This window comes from Cypionkella sp., from assembly GCF_030652235.1.
Lineage (GTDB): Bacteria > Pseudomonadota > Alphaproteobacteria > Rhodobacterales > Rhodobacteraceae > Cypionkella.
In genome coordinates this window covers 1-15,369 of the sequence record NZ_JAUSBA010000005.1, presented here as the reverse complement: position 1 = coordinate 15,369, position 15,369 = coordinate 1, and the positions used below count along the sequence as shown (strand labels likewise).

Genomic DNA, 15,369 nt, shown 5'->3' with positions numbered 1-15,369 from the left:
GTTATCCTTTGGGCGTTGGTTTCGCTGCGGCGTTGGATGCCTCAGGCGGGGATATTTGAGCCAATGTGAAAGGGCAAGGGGGCGGGTTATTCAGTGGCATTGTAGCGCAGGGTCCATTCATGCACGCGGCCTTCAGATCGCCCTTTGCGCCGATCCAATCCCAGAGTTTGGGGAAATCTTGCTCTATCGTCTCGATACGTAAGCGCATGAGTCGGGTTTTGTCGCGCAGGAAATAGGTGATGCTGCTGGTGATGGTCTCGATAAGGCTCTCGATAGTTTTGGTCAGATCTGTCTTGGGTTTGCGCAGCACGAGGTTGCATAGCAGGGTTTTTTGGTTGGCTTTTACGAGGCCACAGTTTTTGCGCGCGACGCAGAACTTCACCACGGCGTCGCCGTCTCGAGTGAGACGGACGTAAAACGGCGTGTCGCCAAAGCTGGCGCACAACTTGCCCGCCCATCAGGCGAGGCGGTTGTCGAGTTTGATCTGGTTGTCGGGCTAAACGAAGCGGTTAGGGCCCAAAAGATGGGTACGCTATTGGTGTTCGGCGATGAAATTGTTGGAATTTTCACAGGAGCGGGAGAAGGTTCTGGAGCCGCAGCGGCCGGAGCAGAGCGCGAAAGCTTAGGTTTTTTGCCACGCTTTAAACAAGTTGCGCTACGCCAGAGTAGGCCATTGCAACTTATTCCGCCGCTTTCATCTGGAAGCCTTCTTCGATTTTGTCGGAGGGAGCGATAGGGTATTGGCCTGAAAAGCAGGCGTCGCAGTATTGCGGGGCGCTTGCGTCGCGGCCTTTGGCTTCGCCTGCGGCGCGATAGAGGCCGTCGAGGGTGATGAATTTGAGGCTGTCGACGCCGATCCAGTCGCGCATTTCATCCTCGGTCATGGTTGCGGCGAGGAGTTTGCTGCGTTCGGGGGTATCGACGCCGTAAAAGCAGGGCCAAGCAGTGGGTGGGGAGGCGATGCGAAAGTGGACTTCGGCGGCTCCGGCCTCAAGGATCATGTCTTTGATTTTGCGCGAGGTTGTTCCGCGTACAACGCTATCGTCGACAAGGATCACCCGCTTGCCTTTGATCAGGGCGCGGTTGACGTTGAGTTTCAGGCGCACGCCCATGTTGCGGATGGATTCCGAGGGCTCGATAAAAGTGCGACCCATGTATTGATTGCGGATGATGCCCATCGCATACGGGATGCCGGATTGTTGTGAGTAGCCGATGGCGGCGGGTGTGCCTGAATCGGGAACCGGGCAGACCAAATCGGCATCGACGGGGGCTTCTTTGGCGAGTTCGACGCCGATGGCGTGGCGGGTCTCGTAGACTGAGCGGCCGCCGAGTATGGAATCGGGACGGCTGAAGTAGACGTGTTCAAATATACAGAAGCGGGATTTGGCGGGGGCGAAGGGGCGCGTGGAATTGACTTTGCCGTCTTCGATGACGACCATTTCGCCGGGTTCTATTTCGCGTACGAAATCGGCCCCGATGATGTCGAGACCGCAGGTCTCGGACGATAGCGCCCAAGCGGAATCACCGATGCGGCCCAGAACTAAGGGGCGGACGCCCAAAGGGTCGCGGACGCCGATCAGTTTGGTGCGGGTCATCGCGACCACGGAAAATGCGCCTTCGACGCGGCGCAGGGCGTCTTTGATCCGCTCAGAAATGTTCATTTGGATCGAGCGGGCCATCAGGTGGATGATGCACTCGCTATCGGACGAGGATTGGAAGATGCTGCCGCGCTCGATCAACTCGCGGCGCAGAGCGGCAGCGTTGGTCAGGTTGCCGTTATGGGCGATGGCGGCACCACCCATCGAAAACTCGCCGAAGAACGGTTGCACGTCGCGGATCGCGGTCGCGCCTTTGGAACCGGCGGTGGAATAGCGGACATGGCCGATGGCCAGCGACCCCGGCAGGGTTTCCATCACGTCGGGCTTGGTGAAATTGTCGCGCACATAACCGAAACGGCGGGCCGAGTTGAAGCCGGTTTCCTGATCATAGGACACGATGCCGCCGGCTTCCTGACCGCGATGCTGCAGGGCATGGAGGCCAAGCGCGACAAAGCTTGACGCATCGGACACGCCGATCACGCCAAAAATGCCGCATTCCTCCTTCAGCTTATCATCGTCAAAAGGATGGGCATAGAAGGGTTGCATGGAGCCTCCGAATCCGGGTTCGTTCTGCGCCTTTCCTTTAGGCCGAAGCGAAGCCAGTGTCACCCCCTGAAAGTCCTGGTTGATGCTGCAATGCGGCATGGCCGCTGTGCATTAATTAGAAGGGGCGGTTTCAGCGGCTGGGGCAACCTGCGGCAGAGTGCTGGTTTCTTTTGTGCAGGTGGCAGTCAACTCGTTGTAGCGGGCCACAACCCAATTTGGCGCATCGGTCGGCACGGCGTCGTTGATGTCGCCTTGGAATGAGGCGAAGATCTTTGCCGAGCGCGAATTGTCCACCATCGGCACTGTGTTGGCTGCAACGGCGCGGTCGTAGACCAGAAACGCGATGCCAACCAGTAGCACGCCGCGTACAACACCGAACAGGAAGCCGACGCCTTGATCCAGACCGCCGAGGATTGAGCGTTGCACCACGGAGGAAAACAATGGCGTGAACAGAGCCGCGACGATCAGGCCGACGGCAAAGACAGCGGCGAAGCCGGCGATCAGCGAGAGTTCGCAGTTTTCAAGGAAGGAGCCAACGCCGGGGATTTCCTTGACCAGCGGCTGCGCTTGGGCGGCGAACATATAGGCGAGCACGGCCGCACCGACCCAGCCGACAATTGCCATCGCCTCACGCACAAAACCGCGCGAATAGGCAAGCACTGCCGACAGCACGATGATGCCAGCAACGCCCGCATCAACAAGGGTAAAACCTTCCATCTTCCGCTCCTTAAGGCTTAGCCCGCCCCGAACATTTCACCTACAAAGGCGGTGAGGTCCGGCATTTGCCGAACGTTCATGCCCTCGACTTGCCCAAGCTTTGATCCTTTGGGCGCAATTGCTTGTGAGAAACCAAGTTTTGCAGCTTCTTTCAACCTGTTTTCGGTCTGACTGACCGGGCGCAGGGCCCCGGAGAGGCTGATTTCTCCGAATAAGACGGTTTCGGGGGGGATGCTGACATCCTCGCGGGCCGAAATCAGCGCTGCCGCTACGGCAAGGTCGGCGGCAGGCTCGGTCACCCGCATGCCTCCCGCAACGTTGAGGAACACATCGAGCCCCGCAAAGGGGATGCCACAGCGGGCTTCCAGCACGGCGAGGATGGTGGAGAGGCGGCCCGAGTCGAGGCCAACGACGGTGCGTCTTGGGGTGCCGAGAGGCGAGGGGGCGACGAGGGCTTGGATTTCAGTCAGCACGGGCCGGGTGCCTTCGATGCCCGCGAAAACGGCGGAACCGGGGGAGGGTTGGCCGCGCTCTGAAAGGAACAGGGCGGAGGGGTTTGTCACTTGTTGCAACCCATTTCCGGTCATCTCAAACACGCCGATTTCGTCCGCCGGGCCGAAGCGGTTTTTCACGGCGCGCAGGATGCGAAATTGGTGGCCACGCTCGCCTTCGAAGTAGAGCACGGTATCGACCATGTGCTCGACCACGCGGGGGCCTGCGATTTGGCCGTCTTTGGTTACATGGCCGACCAGGATGATCGCCACGCCACGGCGCTTGGCGAAGGTGACAAGTTCGTGGCAAGCGGCGCGGACTTGGGAGACGGAACCGGGGGCGCTATCGACGGTGTCGAGCCACATGGTTTGGATCGAGTCAATGATGGCAAGGCCGGGGCGTTCGGCGTCCAAAGTGGTGAGGATGTCGCGCAGGTTGGTCTCTGCACCTAAGGCGACGGGGGATTCGGTGAGGCCAAGGCGTTGCGCGCGCATCTGCACTTGGGCGGTGGCTTCTTCGCCCGAGATATACAGGCATTTGACGCCATGTCGCGAGAAGGATGCGGCGGCTTGCAGCAGCAGCGTCGATTTACCAATACCGGGATCGCCGCCGACAAGGATGGCGGAGGCTGGCACAAGGCCGCCGCCCAGCACGCGGTCTAATTCGTCAATGCCGGAGGAGGCGCGCGGCGGGGCCTCGCCGACGGTGGCAAGGTCGGTCAGATGAATGGCGCGGCCTTTGCCGCCTAAGGCTTTCGGGCCTGCTGAGAGGGGGGCTTCCTCGATCAGCGTATTCCAGCCGCCGCAGCCTTCGCATTTGCCGATCCATTTGCGATGGGCGGCGCCGCAGGTGGTGCAGGTGAAGGTGGGGGAGTTTTTGCTCATGACGGTTCAATGCCCGGAAATGCGGGATGCCTCAAGATGTTTCCGTTTTATGCGAGATGAACAGCGAGGCGAGGATGCAGGCGGTGAACAGATACAGGCCCCATGCGGTCTCGATTGTGACATAGCCCGCACCCTTGGCGATGACGAGGTAGAGTGCGATCAGGAAGACCTCGGCCATGGCGAGTTTGCCCAAGATGTGCAGGGCGGGCAGGGTTTTCGGCGACATGAGGCGAAAGTGGATCAGCATCAGGCCAAGAGTTTTGGCGAATGGCGCGAAGATCGCGAGGAAGGTGACCAACAGGGCGAAGGCAGGGTCGCTGCCCCAGAGCGATTGCAGGCCGGTGATCACCGAGATTTCATCCATGCCAAAGATCGGCAGCAAAGCGGCGCGCAGCAGGGGGGCGAACCATGTGATCGGGAACAGGATCAGCAGCACAAGATTGGCGTATTTCACAGCAGGGCCAAGGTTATGAGGATGGCGGCGATGGGGAGCGAGAAGGCAAAACCGATCAGGCCATAGCCGAAGGCACCGACAATGCCGCCAAGCAGGAAGGTACCCAGCAGTTGCAACAGGATGCTGAGTTTGGCGCGGTCGGCTGAGATCGGGGAATGGAAGGCGCGGCCGTAGACGGCGCGGCCGAGCTCAATCCCGACATCGGTGATCATGCCGGTGGCATGGGTGGTGCGGATGCGGGCGTAAGAGATTTTGGTGATGGTGGCGTTTTGCAGACCCATGATGAAGCACAACAGGCCCAAGCCGATGGGATGGGCGATGGCTTCGGGGAGTGGCGCTGCACCCAAGGCGGCGAGGGCTGCGAGCAGTGCGCCTTGCAGGCCAATAGGCAGGGAATATTGTCGGGTGGGTTTATGGGCGCGGCCCCAGTTGATCACGATAGCGGAGGTCGCGGCACCGCAGATGAACAGGCTGATCGCGAACAGGCTTTGGCCGACAAGGGCGAGATTTTGCAGCACAAGGTTATCGGCGACGGCCGAGAGGTAGCCGGTCATGTGTGACGTATAGCTGCCCAACAGGATGAAGCCTCCGGCATTGGCGGCACCAGCGATGCCTGCGAGGATCAGCGCCAAAGCCCGGTCAGAGGCTGCCGCGCGGTGATGCGCTGCGATCAGCCGGACCCTGCGCAGGGCCATGGATTTGGGCCCGGTTACGCGGTTTGGCTTTTCGGGTTTGGGATCTGGCGCGGGGGGCATTGGGGCTCGGGGCTAGGGTTGGTGCAGTGTTACGCCCTGAGCAGTGCTACGCAAGGGCACTATTTGCCGGGTTTCGGCAAGGCGAGCACATTGGCGTCGCGGTGATCCCCTAGGTCGAAATCATAGCCCAAGGTTGGCAGAATTTCTTTCAGATCAGCCTCAAGGCGTTTCATCTGCTTTTGCGCCTGCATTTCCTCGGCCTGCACATCGCCCATCCCGCGGTGGCGTTCGTCACAGATGCGGCGGGCGCTGGCCAGACGGTCGGTCAGGTGCTGCGCTTCCTCTTGCCGCTGTTGCAGCAAGCTATTGGCACGGGCGACTTTGATATCGGAATAGACCTGCACCCCGGTTTGCACCAAGGTGCGCGCCGCCTGCGTTCTCTCGCGCCAATCCACCGTCATGATACCCCCACACCCGCACATCGGTTGGGCTTTGGCCCGCGCGCTTCCAAGCGGGGCCTTTCCAAATTATCGTGAGTGTCCAAACATTTCGCTTAAATCGCAAGGAGTTCGCGATCAAATCTTGGTGGATAACCACGGTTGTTTCTGGTGGGGGAACAGTCGCGCAACCGATGCGGGAAAACCGAAGAGTCAGGTCGAAAGCGCGGTATAGGCCAGCGCTGCGATCACCAGTGCTGCGCAGAGAATCACCAACAAATGCGCCCAGCGGGGATGCAGGCCTGAGCGCCACGCCTCACGCAGCCAATCTTGCAGCACATAGCCATAGGTGAACAAAGTCATCGAGCGGTTCATGCCGAGAAGATCCGCGTCGGTTGGATGCCACGGGGCGAGCATCCAGAGTGTCAAAGCGATGCTGGTGATCACCTGCACCCAAGCCAGAATCCGATCATCCGAGCGCGCGCCCAGGCTTGCTGCGCCCGCGATGGCGATGGTCGCAGGTAGCAGGGCAATTGTGAGGGCGGGCAAGGGGTGCTCGACCAGTGCGATCAGCTGCGCGGCAAGGGTCAGCGGTTCGGTCATCTTACAGATTCGATGGGTCCGTCGGCGCGGCCATGGATGAATTGCTGAAGGTAGGGGTCGTCGGCTTGGTCCATGTCCGAAACCAGACCTGTCCAGCGGATCAGCCCATCATGCAGCATCGCCACCCGGTCGGCGATGGCGCGGACAGAGGACATATCATGGGTGATCGTCATCGCGGTGGCCCCCATTTCGGTGACAATCTCGCGGATCAGCGCGTTGATCACGCCGGACATGATCGGATCAAGCCCGGTGGTGGGCTCATCAAAGAAGATGATCTCAGGTTCCGCGGCAATGGCGCGGGCAAGGCCGACGCGTTTTTGCATCCCCCCGGAAAGTTCTCCGGGGAACATGTCGACGGTTTCTGGTTTCAGGCCGACACGGCGGAGTTTTTCTATGGCGATGGCGCGGGCTTCATCCTTGGGCAGCTTGGTGGCCCCCCGCATCAGGCGGAAGGCGACGTTTTCCCAGACTTTGAGGCTATCAAAGAGGGCTCCTCCTTGAAACAACATACCGAAGCGAGCGAGGAAGGCATCACGGTTGGCCTCGCGCACATCCGCGCCTTCCAGCGTGATGCGGCCAGAATCGGGGGTGACGAGACCGAGGATCGACTTCAGCAGCACGGATTTTCCGGTACCAGAGCCGCCAATCACGACCATGCTTTGCCCGCGCGGGATGGTCAGATTGACGCCGCGCAGAACATGGTTTTTGCCGAAGGACTTGGCGACGCGGGAAAGCTCTATCATGATCCGAACATCACCGAGGTCAGGACGAAGTTGGCAGCCAGGATCAGGATCGAGGCGGTGGCGACGGCGTTCTTGGTGGCACCGCCCACGCCCTGCGCGCCGCGACCTGAGTTCATGCCGTAATAGCAGCCAATCAGGGTGGCGATGAAGCCGAACACCGCGCCTTTGATCAGCGAGGAGACCACATCGGGGGTTTGCAGGAAATCCAACGTGTTCTTGATGTAGCTGGCGCGGTTGAAGCCGAGCTGCTCGGTTGAGACCAGAAAACCACCCATGATGCCGATGATATCGCCGACGCCGACCAGCAGTGGCACGGTGAGGAAGCCTGCCAGCACGCGCGGCACGGTGAGGTATTTCATTGGGTTGGTCGATAGGGTCGTCAGGGCGTCAATCTGCTCGGTGACTTTCATCGTGGCGATTTCGGCGGCGATAGAAGATGTGACACGGGCGGCGATCATTAACCCCACCAGCACCGGGCCAAGTTCGCGCACCATGCCGATGGCGACGATTTGCGGTACCACGGCCTCGGCGGAAAAGCGTTGGCCGCCGGCGTAAATTTGCAGGGCAAGCGCGCCGCCGGTGAAGATCGCAGTGAGTCCGACGACGGGCAGCGACAGCCAACCGACTTGCATCAGAGCGGTGAGGAATTCACGGCGGTAGAACGGCGGGCGGACGATATGCGACAGGGTAAGGGCGGCGTAGATCGCGATGCGGCCAATGGATGCCAGCGCATTGAAGGTGGCGCGCCCTAGGCTGGCGAGGGCGGATGTGGGCAGGGCAAGCAGGCTCACGCCGTGCCCTCGTAATAGCGCCGGATGTAGCGCGCACTCAGGCTGGTGAGCATCTCATAGCCGATGGTGCCTGCGATATCGGCCAACTCATCTACGGTTTGGTTGGGGCCGATGATATCCAGATAGCGCGGCACTTGTTGCAGATGGCTGATATCGACGGTGATCAGATCCATCGAAACCCGGCCAATCAGCGGGCAAGGCGTGTCACCATCCCACAGCACGGCATTGTTTGACAGCGTGCGCGGCAGACCGTCAGCATAGCCCGCCGAAAGCGTGGCCACCACCGAGGGCGCTTCGGCCACCCAAGCGCAGGAATAGCCGACAGCTTCGCCGGCGGCGACATCGCGGGTCTGGATGATCGGCAGCGACAGGGTCACGGCAGGGCGGGCGGCCTCATAGGGGCGGCCACCGTAGAGGCCGATACCGGGGCGGGTCAGGTCGAAGTGGTATTTTGCACCCAAGAGGATGCCGCCCGTGGCCGCGAGGGAGCGTGGCACTCCGGTGCCGTTGGTCATCGCGAGGAAGGTGGCGAGTTGCGTCTCGTTCAGACCATGGTCGGGATCGTCGGCGCAGGCGAGATGCGACATCAGCAGTTCGGGGCCAGCCTCTAACACGAAGGGGGCGATGGCTTCCCATTCGGGTTCTTCCATGCCGAGGCGGTTCATGCCGGTATCCAACTGTACGCCAAAGGCATGGCCGGGCAGTGATTCGATATGGCGGGTGACTTGGTCGAGGCTGTTGAGCATCGGCGTCAAATCGAGATCGCCGATCATATCGGTGTCGCCTGCCATATGGCCGGACAGGATGCAGATTTGCGGGCCTGGGCCTAAGACTTGGCGTAGGGTGGCGCCTTCTTCGGTGACGGCCACGAAAAAGCGGCGCGCGCCTGCTTGGGCCAGTGCACGGGCGACCCGTGTGATGCCCAAGCCGTAAGCGTCGGCTTTGACCACGGCCGCGGTCTGCACCCCCGAAGCAGAGGCTTTATCCAACGCGCGCCAGTTGGCGGCGATGGCGTCGAGGTCGATGGAGAGGGTTGCTGTAGACATATCGTGGTTTTGACAGGGCCGCGCGCGGGGTCAAGGGGGAATTCGTGGGTGAGCGTGATACGGGTGCGGTCTCGGGGGCCATCGAGGCCCCGCTCGACCGCTGCTGCCGCTGGGATTTTCTGCATAGCTGGCATCTGTGGAAGGTTTCGGAGCCTCCGGCGGGAGTAGTTCAGAAAGAGCAACTTGGTAGGAAGGTGGGTTTGGGTCAGGTGCCGATAGCGCGGTCGAGATGGGTGTAGCCGCCGTCAACGAACAGCCATTGCCCGGTGGTATGGGCGGAGCGGGGCGAGAGGGCGAAGACGGTGGTGGCGGCGATCTCGCGCGCTTCGGTCATGCGCTGGCTTAAGGGAATGCGCGCGGTGATGCTGGCTTTTTGCGCGGCGGGGTCGGGGAAGCTTTGCAGCCATGCCTCATACATCGGGGTCAGCACTTCGGCGGGGATCACCGCGTTCACGCGCACCCCCCACGGGGCGAGGGCTGCTGCCCATTCGCGGGTCAGGCCCAGTTGGGCGGCTTTGGCGGCGACATAGGCCGAGGTGCTGCCTTGACCTGTCACCGCCGTCTTCGAGGCGATGTTGACGATGGCCCCAGCACTCGCTTTGAGGTCGGCTTGCAGCAGGTGGGCGAGAGTGTAGTAGTGCAAAAGGTTTTGGTCGAGCGAGGCGCGGAAGGCTTCGGGTGGGGTGTCGAGATCAAGGTTGTCGTTGGTGCCCGCATTGTTCACCAAGCCATAGATATGACCCCATTTGTTTTGCGCTTCGGCCACGGCGCGGCGACAGTCTGCGTCACGCGAGAGGTCGGCTTGCAGCCAGCCGGATTTCGGGCTGAGGGCTTTGAGTTGGTTCAGGAAGGCCTCGGGCGGGGTGCTGCGGGCGAAGATAACCGGGATGGCGCCTTCTTCGGCCAAGGTTTCGCTGATGGCGGCACCAATACCTGCGGCCCCTCCAGTGACGATCACCACTTTGTCTTTAAGCCCCAGATCCATTGCTGCCTCGCTGCCTGACGTGTTGCGACATGCTGACGGTTGCCAGCGGGCTTGCCAAGGGGCAACGCTGTTCCGTTAGGATTTTGGACTTGGTCAGGCCCTGGGAAATAGGAAACTGCCTATGGCACAGCAAGCCTTACCGCGCGGCGATGCAGGGGCAGCGGCGTTGCTGCGGCGAGATATGGCTGAGGCGGCGGCGGCAATGGATGTGCTGGGGAAAAGTAACGGCGTTGGCGCTGCGGCTGTCGACACAAAAGGCGAAACGAATATCCGGCGCGGGGTGATGGGGCGGGCCGCGACGGGGGGAGGCCACCAAGATGGGCCAGATTGTGATCTGCTTCTGGTGAGGTTAACGTGGCTGGGGCTTTGTGTTGGGCTGATGGATGCGTTCCTTTTGCCGCCGCTGCCGCTGGTTCAAGGTACGTTGTTGTTGGCCTATCTGGCCGGATGGGCTCGGTTGGGGCTGGTGGCGTTGCGCGAGCTATTCGCGCGGGTCGCCGCGATATTGATCTGTTGATGGCGGCTCTATGCCGTGGCGGTGCTGGTCGGGTCCGCGTTGGTGCTGTCTTTGGGCGGCCATGCCAAGACGGGATGTCTCGCGCGGCGACAGTGGCGGTGCCGGCAAGCCCCTGAGCGGTGGTAATCTCGGTTCCGGAGGTGATCTTGTTGGCATTTGCCGCTGCGGGGCGGGGAATCCGCAGATGGTGACGGATTTGACGCATCCAGATTTGCGCGCCTTGCCGTCCGTGGCGCAGACCATGGTTTGTTTTGGCCGAGGGGCCCTGGTTTTTGGGGCGATGGCATTGTGCGACGCAGTGTAGCGCAGGTTGTGATGATGACCGAGCATTGCCATGCGAGGCTGTGCGCATTGCGGCCGCGCTTGGGATGCGGCGGCAGGATGCGATCGCTGGGCTGATGCCTGCCAAAAAGCTGCGGCTGCTGCGCGATCTGATCCGGGTGGGGTGATCTTGAACCGGGGCGGTCTCGGCCCCCATCGAGGGGGCGCTCGACCGCGCTGCCGGGGGATGGGTTGTTGAGCGGCAAGGGGGGGGCTGGCCTGCGCCTCCGGCGGGGATATTTAATCCAATGTGAATTGCAACAGCGTAGGGCGACGTGACAGGCCGTGCAATGGGCGAACGGCCTGACTTTGGGCGATTTAGGTGCAGGAGAGTGGCTACCCTAGAACCCTACGTCGTCGCCGGGGCCGGAGCCTTGCCATTGTTTGGCGAGGTTGCCAAAGCGGGTGAAGCGGCCCTCAAACGACAGTTCCACATGGCCGATCGGGCCGTGACGCTGTTTGCCGATGATCACTTCGGCCTTGCCGCGCACGCTTTCCATAGTCACCTGCCACTGCGCCATTTTCTCTAGCTCGTGATCGCCGGGCTTTTCGCGTTCTTTATAATATTCATCGCGGTAGACGAACATCACCACATCGGCGTCTTGCTCGATCGATCCGGATTCGCGCAGATCCGACAGCTGTGGGCGTTTGTCTTCGCGGGATTCGACTTGGCGGGAAAGCTGTGAGAGGGCGATCACCGGAATGTTCAGCTCTTTGGCGATGGCCTTCAGGCCTTGGGTGATTTCCGAGACTTCCTGCACCCGGTTGTCGCCTTTGCCGGTGCCTTTCAGCAGCTGCAAATAGTCGATGATCAGCACATCTAGGCCATGCGTGCGTTTGAGGCGGCGGGCGCGGGCGGCGACTTGGCTGATCGGCAAAGCCGGGGTGTCATCGATGTAGAGCGGGCAGGATTCCAGCGATTTCGCGGCCTCGACGAATTTGCGGAACTCAAATTCCTGCATATCGCCGCGGCGGATTTGCTCGGAGGGGACTTCGGAGGCCTCGGAGAGAATGCGGGCGGCGAGTTGTTCCGAGCTCATCTCAAGGCTGAAGAAGCCGACGACGCCGCCTTCGACGGCACCCTCATGGCCGTCATGGGTGCGGCCGCGTTTGTAGGCTTTGGCGATGTTGAAGGCGATGTTGGTAGCAAGCGAGGTTTTGCCCATCGAAGGCCTGCCAGCGAGGATCAGCAGGTCGGAGGCATGCAACCCGCCGAGTTTTTTATCCAGATCAATCAACCCGGTGGAGATACCCGCCAAGCCGCCACCACGCTGATAGGCGGCGTTGGCGACGTTGACGGCTTCGGTGACGGCTTTCAGGAAGGATTGGAAGCCGCGTTCGGCGACGCCTTGTTCGCCGAGTTTATAAAGGCGTTGTTCGGCCTCGATGATCTGGTCTTTCGGTTCGGAATCAATCTCGACCTTGGCGGCTTTGGCAGTGAGATCGCGGCCCAGTGCCATCAGTTCCCGGCGCACGGCGAGGTCGTAGATCATCTGCGCGTAGTCGCGCGCGGCGTAAGAGGAAATCGCGGCACCTGCGAGGCGGACGAGGTAGGACGCACCGCCAAGTTCTTTCAGGCCTTCGTCCTCCTCGAAATAGATTTTCAAAGTGACTGGCGACACGAGCGCGTTTTTCTGGATGCGGGCCGCGCTGCGTTCAAAGATGCGCTGATGCACGGGATCAAAGAAATGCTCGGGCTTCACCAAGGATGCGATGCGGTCATAGACATCATTGTTGGTCAGGATCGCGCCCAGCAGTTGCTGCTCGGCCTCGATGTTATGCGGCAGCGCCTCGGTTTCCGGGGCGGCGGCAAGGGCGGGCGGCATCGGGCGGAGGGTGGCGAGTTCGTTCATGGGCTGCCTCGTGTTGTGACCCAGACATACCGGGCAGGGGGCGTTATTGCCCCAAATTGGCCCGCCGCGATAGGCAGGCATATCTCTGTAGATAAGTCAGCGTTGAGTCGTCACTATCCGAACAATACTACCACATCTTGCGGGGGATGGGGGTGTAATCCACCAAGAACCGCAGCTTTGGGCAGAGTTGTTCACAATCCGCCCACAGAGTCGCCCCCGGAAAATCTTGGCGCTATTTTGCGGTGCGGGCGGCTTGCCAAGCGCGGGGATCGTTCAGGAACACTTCAACTTCTGCCAAGGTTTTGGAATCGAAACTGCCTTGATCGCGGGCTTCAGTGAGCACGTCCCACCAAGTGCAGAGGTGGTGGAGTGCCACGCCGTGATCGGCGAGGCGCTGCGTGGTTTCCGGGAAGATGCCGTAGTAGAAAATCACCGCCGTATGGGCACAGGTGGCACCGGTTTCGCGGATGGCATCGACAAAAGACAGTTTAGAGCCGCCGTCTGTGGTCAGATCTTCCACCAGCAGCACGCGCTGGCCCTCGGTCATCACCCCTTCGATTCGGGCGTTGCGACCGTAGCCTTTGGGTTTTTTACGGATATAGGTCATCGGCAGCGCCAGACGCTCGGCGACCCAAGCGCCGAACGGGATGCCCGCGGTTTCGCCGCCTGCGATGTTGTCAAACGCCTCAAAGCCTGCGTCGCGCATCACGGTGACGGTCAGGAAATCCATCAGCGTGGCGCGGATGCGGGGATACGAGATTAACTTGCGGCAGTCGATATAGGTCGGGCTGGGCAGACCGCTCGCCAGAGTGAACGGGGTTTCGGCGTTGAAATGCACCGCTTTGATTTCCAGCAGCGCGCGGGCGGTGAGGCGGGCGATTTCTTCACGCGGGGGGAAGCTGGTCGGGATCATGGCGGTTCCTTTATGGGCTTTCATCTTGGCTTAAATATCCCCGCCGGAAGCTTCTGCGGCAGATGCAGGACGCTCCGCTGGGGATATTTAGACCAATGCGAATTTGGGCAGACTTCAGGCCTCGACGTGCCAATGCACGGGGAAGCCGGGGTTGAAGACGGTGACGGGGCCAGCTTCGGTGAGGATTTTCTCGGGGAAGCTTTGCGGCTGTTCGTGTTTGACAAGGGTAAGTTTCGTCTCGTTCACCGGCAGGCGGTAAAAGGCGGGGCCGTTGCGGCTGGCGAAAGCCTCGAGGTGGTGCAGGGCGGATTCTTCCTCGAACACATGCGCCAGCAGCGGCATGGTGTTGGTGGCGGTGAAGCAGCCCGCGCAGCCGCAGGCGTGTTCTTTGAGCGCGTCCACATGCGGGGCGGAGTCGGTGCCGAGCAGGAAGCAGGCTTCGCCAGAGGTGGCGGCAGCGCGCAAAGCGAGGCGGTGTTTTTCGCGTTTAGCGACGGGCAGACAGTAGTAATGCGGCTTAATGCCCCCGGCGAGGATGTGGTTGCGGTTGATGACCAGATGATGCGTCGTGATCGTGGCACCCAGCGTGTCACCGCCCGTGCGGGCATAGGCCACGCCTTCTTCGGTGGTGATATGCTCCATCACCACACGCAGGCCCGGCAGACGGCGGCGCAGCGGGTCAAGCACCGTGTCGATGAACACCGCCTCGCGGTCGAAGATGTCAACCGACGGGTCCGTCACCTCGCCGTGTACGCAAAGCGGCAGGCCGATGTCGGCCATCCGCTCCAGAACCGGCAGCACCTTGTCCAGATCACGCACCCCGGCGTGGGAATTGGTCGTGGCCCCGGCAGGATAAAGCTTCACCGCCCGAACCAGCCCCGATGCCGCCGCCGCCGCCACATCATCCGGGTCTGTCGCCTCGGTCAGATACAGCGTCATCAACGGCTCGAATGTGGCACCCGGGGGCAGGGCCGCCAGAATACGGTCGCGGTAGGCCCGCGCCTCGTCGCCGGTCACAACCGGCGGCACGAGGTTTGGCATGATGATCGCCCGCGCAAAATGCCGGGCGGATTCCGGCAGCACGGCCTTCAGCATCGCGCCGTCGCGCAGGTGCAGGTGCCAGTCGTCGGGGCGGCGGAGGGTCAGGGTATGCATGAGCCCTCGGGTAGCGCAAACCCGCACCCGTTTCCAGTGGCATCGCGGGGCTGGCTGGGCCACCATGCCCGAAACCCAAAACCCGGAGCCTGCAATGACACGCCTTGCCGCCCTGCTTGTCGTTCTCGCAGCCCCCGCCACCGGACAGCAGATCGACTGCACCGCTGCGATGACGCAGATCGAACTGAATTACTGCGCTGAACAGGAGTGGTCCAAGGCCGACACCGCGCTGAACCAGGCCTACCAGGCCGCGATGGCCGATCTGAAGCAGACGCTCGCCGACCGGCCCGAAGATCTGGCAAAGGAAACCGGCATGTTGCGCGACGCGCAGCGCGCCTGGATCGCGTTTCGGGATGCCATCTGTGCCGTCGCAGGCTACCCGATGCGGGGTGGGTCGGCAGAACCCTTGCTGGTCTACGCCTGCCTGCGCGACATGACACTGGCGCGCACCGAAGACCTCAACCGCCAGCCCGAGTTCTGATCACCCGCCCGTCAGTTCCGCCAGCCTGCGCTGGAACCGCGGTGCCCGCAACCTTGAGGTAACCGACCGGCAGATCATCACCTCGCGCTGCGGATGCCCGCTGCGTTCCGCTGCATAAAGGATGGCGCGCAGGTAGCT

At 61.5% G+C, this 15,369-nt stretch carries 17 protein-coding genes; 2 read left to right on the top strand and 15 right to left on the bottom strand.

Features of this window, described 5'->3' with window-relative positions:
- Position 1 precedes the first annotated feature (1 nt).
- From Q7V03_RS01475 to Q7V03_RS01420, 12 genes are all read right to left on the bottom strand, one after another.
- Positions 2-445 carry a hypothetical protein gene (locus tag Q7V03_RS01475; protein ID WP_304923847.1) on the bottom strand — a complete coding sequence of 148 codons (444 nt, stop codon included), beginning with the start codon at positions 443-445 and terminating at the stop codon, positions 2-4.
- A gap of 235 nt (positions 446-680) precedes the next feature.
- The gene (gene purF, locus Q7V03_RS01470) at positions 681-2,144 is read right to left on the bottom strand and encodes an amidophosphoribosyltransferase (protein WP_304923846.1); all 1,464 of its coding nucleotides are present in this window, start codon (positions 2,142-2,144) and stop codon (positions 681-683) included.
- Between the two features lie 111 nt (positions 2,145-2,255).
- Entirely contained in the window at positions 2,256-2,861 is a 606-nt protein-coding gene (locus tag Q7V03_RS01465; RefSeq protein ID WP_304923845.1) for a CvpA family protein, read from the bottom strand.
- Between the two features lie 17 nt (positions 2,862-2,878).
- Complete coding sequence (gene radA / locus Q7V03_RS01460) at positions 2,879-4,237, bottom strand: DNA repair protein RadA (RefSeq protein WP_304923844.1); 1,359 nt, start codon at positions 4,235-4,237, stop codon at positions 2,879-2,881.
- A gap of 31 nt (positions 4,238-4,268) precedes the next feature.
- Entirely contained in the window at positions 4,269-4,691 is a 423-nt protein-coding gene (locus tag Q7V03_RS01455) for a paraquat-inducible protein A (RefSeq protein WP_304923843.1), read from the bottom strand.
- Positions 4,688-5,386 (bottom strand): YoaK family protein, encoded by a 699-nt coding sequence (locus Q7V03_RS01450; protein ID WP_304923842.1) that lies wholly within the window; start codon positions 5,384-5,386, stop codon positions 4,688-4,690. Before Q7V03_RS01450 ends, Q7V03_RS01455 begins: the two co-directional genes overlap by 4 nt.
- A gap of 119 nt (positions 5,387-5,505) precedes the next feature.
- Positions 5,506-5,847 (bottom strand): hypothetical protein, encoded by a 342-nt coding sequence (locus Q7V03_RS01445; RefSeq protein WP_304923841.1) that lies wholly within the window; start codon positions 5,845-5,847, stop codon positions 5,506-5,508.
- A gap of 189 nt (positions 5,848-6,036) precedes the next feature.
- Entirely contained in the window at positions 6,037-6,426 is a 390-nt protein-coding gene (locus Q7V03_RS01440; RefSeq protein ID WP_304923840.1) for a hypothetical protein, read from the bottom strand.
- Positions 6,423-7,169 (bottom strand): ABC transporter ATP-binding protein, encoded by a 747-nt coding sequence (locus Q7V03_RS01435; RefSeq protein ID WP_304923839.1) that lies wholly within the window; start codon positions 7,167-7,169, stop codon positions 6,423-6,425. The genes Q7V03_RS01440 and Q7V03_RS01435 overlap by 4 nt, the downstream gene beginning before the upstream one ends.
- The gene (locus tag Q7V03_RS01430; protein WP_304923860.1) at positions 7,166-7,954 is read right to left on the bottom strand and encodes an ABC transporter permease; all 789 of its coding nucleotides are present in this window, start codon (positions 7,952-7,954) and stop codon (positions 7,166-7,168) included. Before Q7V03_RS01430 ends, Q7V03_RS01435 begins: the two co-directional genes overlap by 4 nt.
- 2 nt (positions 7,955-7,956) lie before the next feature.
- Positions 7,957-9,006: an alanine racemase gene (gene alr, locus Q7V03_RS01425; RefSeq protein ID WP_304923838.1), complete on the bottom strand. Its 1,050-nt coding sequence runs from the start codon at positions 9,004-9,006 to the stop codon at positions 7,957-7,959.
- A 205-nt stretch (positions 9,007-9,211) separates the two neighbouring features.
- Positions 9,212-9,991 carry an SDR family oxidoreductase gene (locus tag Q7V03_RS01420; protein ID WP_304923837.1) on the bottom strand — a complete coding sequence of 260 codons (780 nt, stop codon included), beginning with the start codon at positions 9,989-9,991 and terminating at the stop codon, positions 9,212-9,214.
- 121 nt (positions 9,992-10,112) lie between these two features.
- On the opposite strand from Q7V03_RS01420, the gene Q7V03_RS01415 reads away from it, so the two are divergent.
- A complete protein-coding gene (locus Q7V03_RS01415) occupies positions 10,113-10,508 on the top strand; it encodes a hypothetical protein (RefSeq protein ID WP_304923836.1) in 396 nt (131 codons plus the stop codon).
- Positions 10,509-11,170: 662 nt separating this feature from the next.
- On the opposite strand, the gene Q7V03_RS01410 is transcribed toward Q7V03_RS01415, so the two are convergent.
- The 3 genes from Q7V03_RS01410 to pyrC all read right to left on the bottom strand — a co-directional run bounded on the left by Q7V03_RS01410 (position 11,171) and on the right by pyrC (position 14,750).
- On the bottom strand, positions 11,171-12,682 hold the full coding sequence (locus Q7V03_RS01410) for a replicative DNA helicase (RefSeq protein WP_370651058.1): 1,512 nt from the start codon (positions 12,680-12,682) through the stop codon (positions 11,171-11,173).
- 232 nt (positions 12,683-12,914) lie between these two features.
- Complete coding sequence (locus tag Q7V03_RS01405) at positions 12,915-13,595, bottom strand: orotate phosphoribosyltransferase (RefSeq protein ID WP_304923835.1); 681 nt, start codon at positions 13,593-13,595, stop codon at positions 12,915-12,917.
- A gap of 114 nt (positions 13,596-13,709) precedes the next feature.
- Entirely contained in the window at positions 13,710-14,750 is a 1,041-nt protein-coding gene (gene pyrC, locus Q7V03_RS01400) for a dihydroorotase (protein ID WP_304923834.1), read from the bottom strand.
- Between pyrC and Q7V03_RS01395 the strand changes: the two genes are divergently transcribed.
- Positions 14,749-15,231 (top strand): lysozyme inhibitor LprI family protein, encoded by a 483-nt coding sequence (locus Q7V03_RS01395; RefSeq protein ID WP_304923833.1) that lies wholly within the window; start codon positions 14,749-14,751, stop codon positions 15,229-15,231. The genes pyrC and Q7V03_RS01395 overlap by 2 nt on opposite strands.
- Positions 15,232-15,369: the final 138 nt, after the last annotated feature.

What these genes read in the sequence shown, in the direction of transcription:
- Q7V03_RS01435 (WP_304923839.1), bottom strand. Translation starts at nt 7,169, where the DNA reads ATGATAGAGCTTTCCCGCGTCGCCAAGTCCTTCGGCAAAAACCATGTT.
- Q7V03_RS01440 (WP_304923840.1), bottom strand. Translation starts at nt 6,426, where the DNA reads ATGACCGAACCGCTGACCCTTGCCGCGCAGCTGATCGCACTGGTCGAG.
- Q7V03_RS01450 (WP_304923842.1), bottom strand. Translation starts at nt 5,386, where the DNA reads ATGGCCCTGCGCAGGGTCCGGCTGATCGCAGCGCATCACCGCGCGGCA.
- alr (WP_304923838.1), bottom strand. Translation starts at nt 9,006, where the DNA reads ATGTCTACAGCAACCCTCTCCATCGACCTCGACGCCATCGCCGCCAAC.
- Q7V03_RS01405 (WP_304923835.1), bottom strand. Translation starts at nt 13,595, where the DNA reads ATGATCCCGACCAGCTTCCCCCCGCGTGAAGAAATCGCCCGCCTCACC.
- Q7V03_RS01410 (WP_370651058.1), bottom strand. Translation starts at nt 12,682, where the DNA reads ATGAACGAACTCGCCACCCTCCGCCCGATGCCGCCCGCCCTTGCCGCC.
- pyrC (WP_304923834.1), bottom strand. Translation starts at nt 14,750, where the DNA reads ATGCATACCCTGACCCTCCGCCGCCCCGACGACTGGCACCTGCACCTG.
- radA (WP_304923844.1), bottom strand. Translation starts at nt 4,237, where the DNA reads ATGAGCAAAAACTCCCCCACCTTCACCTGCACCACCTGCGGCGCCGCC.
- Q7V03_RS01465 (WP_304923845.1), bottom strand. Translation starts at nt 2,861, where the DNA reads ATGGAAGGTTTTACCCTTGTTGATGCGGGCGTTGCTGGCATCATCGTG.
- Q7V03_RS01420 (WP_304923837.1), bottom strand. Translation starts at nt 9,991, where the DNA reads ATGGATCTGGGGCTTAAAGACAAAGTGGTGATCGTCACTGGAGGGGCC.
- Q7V03_RS01415 (WP_304923836.1), top strand. Translation starts at nt 10,113, where the DNA reads ATGGCACAGCAAGCCTTACCGCGCGGCGATGCAGGGGCAGCGGCGTTG.
- purF (WP_304923846.1), bottom strand. Translation starts at nt 2,144, where the DNA reads ATGCAACCCTTCTATGCCCATCCTTTTGACGATGATAAGCTGAAGGAG.
- Q7V03_RS01445 (WP_304923841.1), bottom strand. Translation starts at nt 5,847, where the DNA reads ATGACGGTGGATTGGCGCGAGAGAACGCAGGCGGCGCGCACCTTGGTG.
- Q7V03_RS01395 (WP_304923833.1), top strand. Translation starts at nt 14,749, where the DNA reads ATGAGCCCTCGGGTAGCGCAAACCCGCACCCGTTTCCAGTGGCATCGC.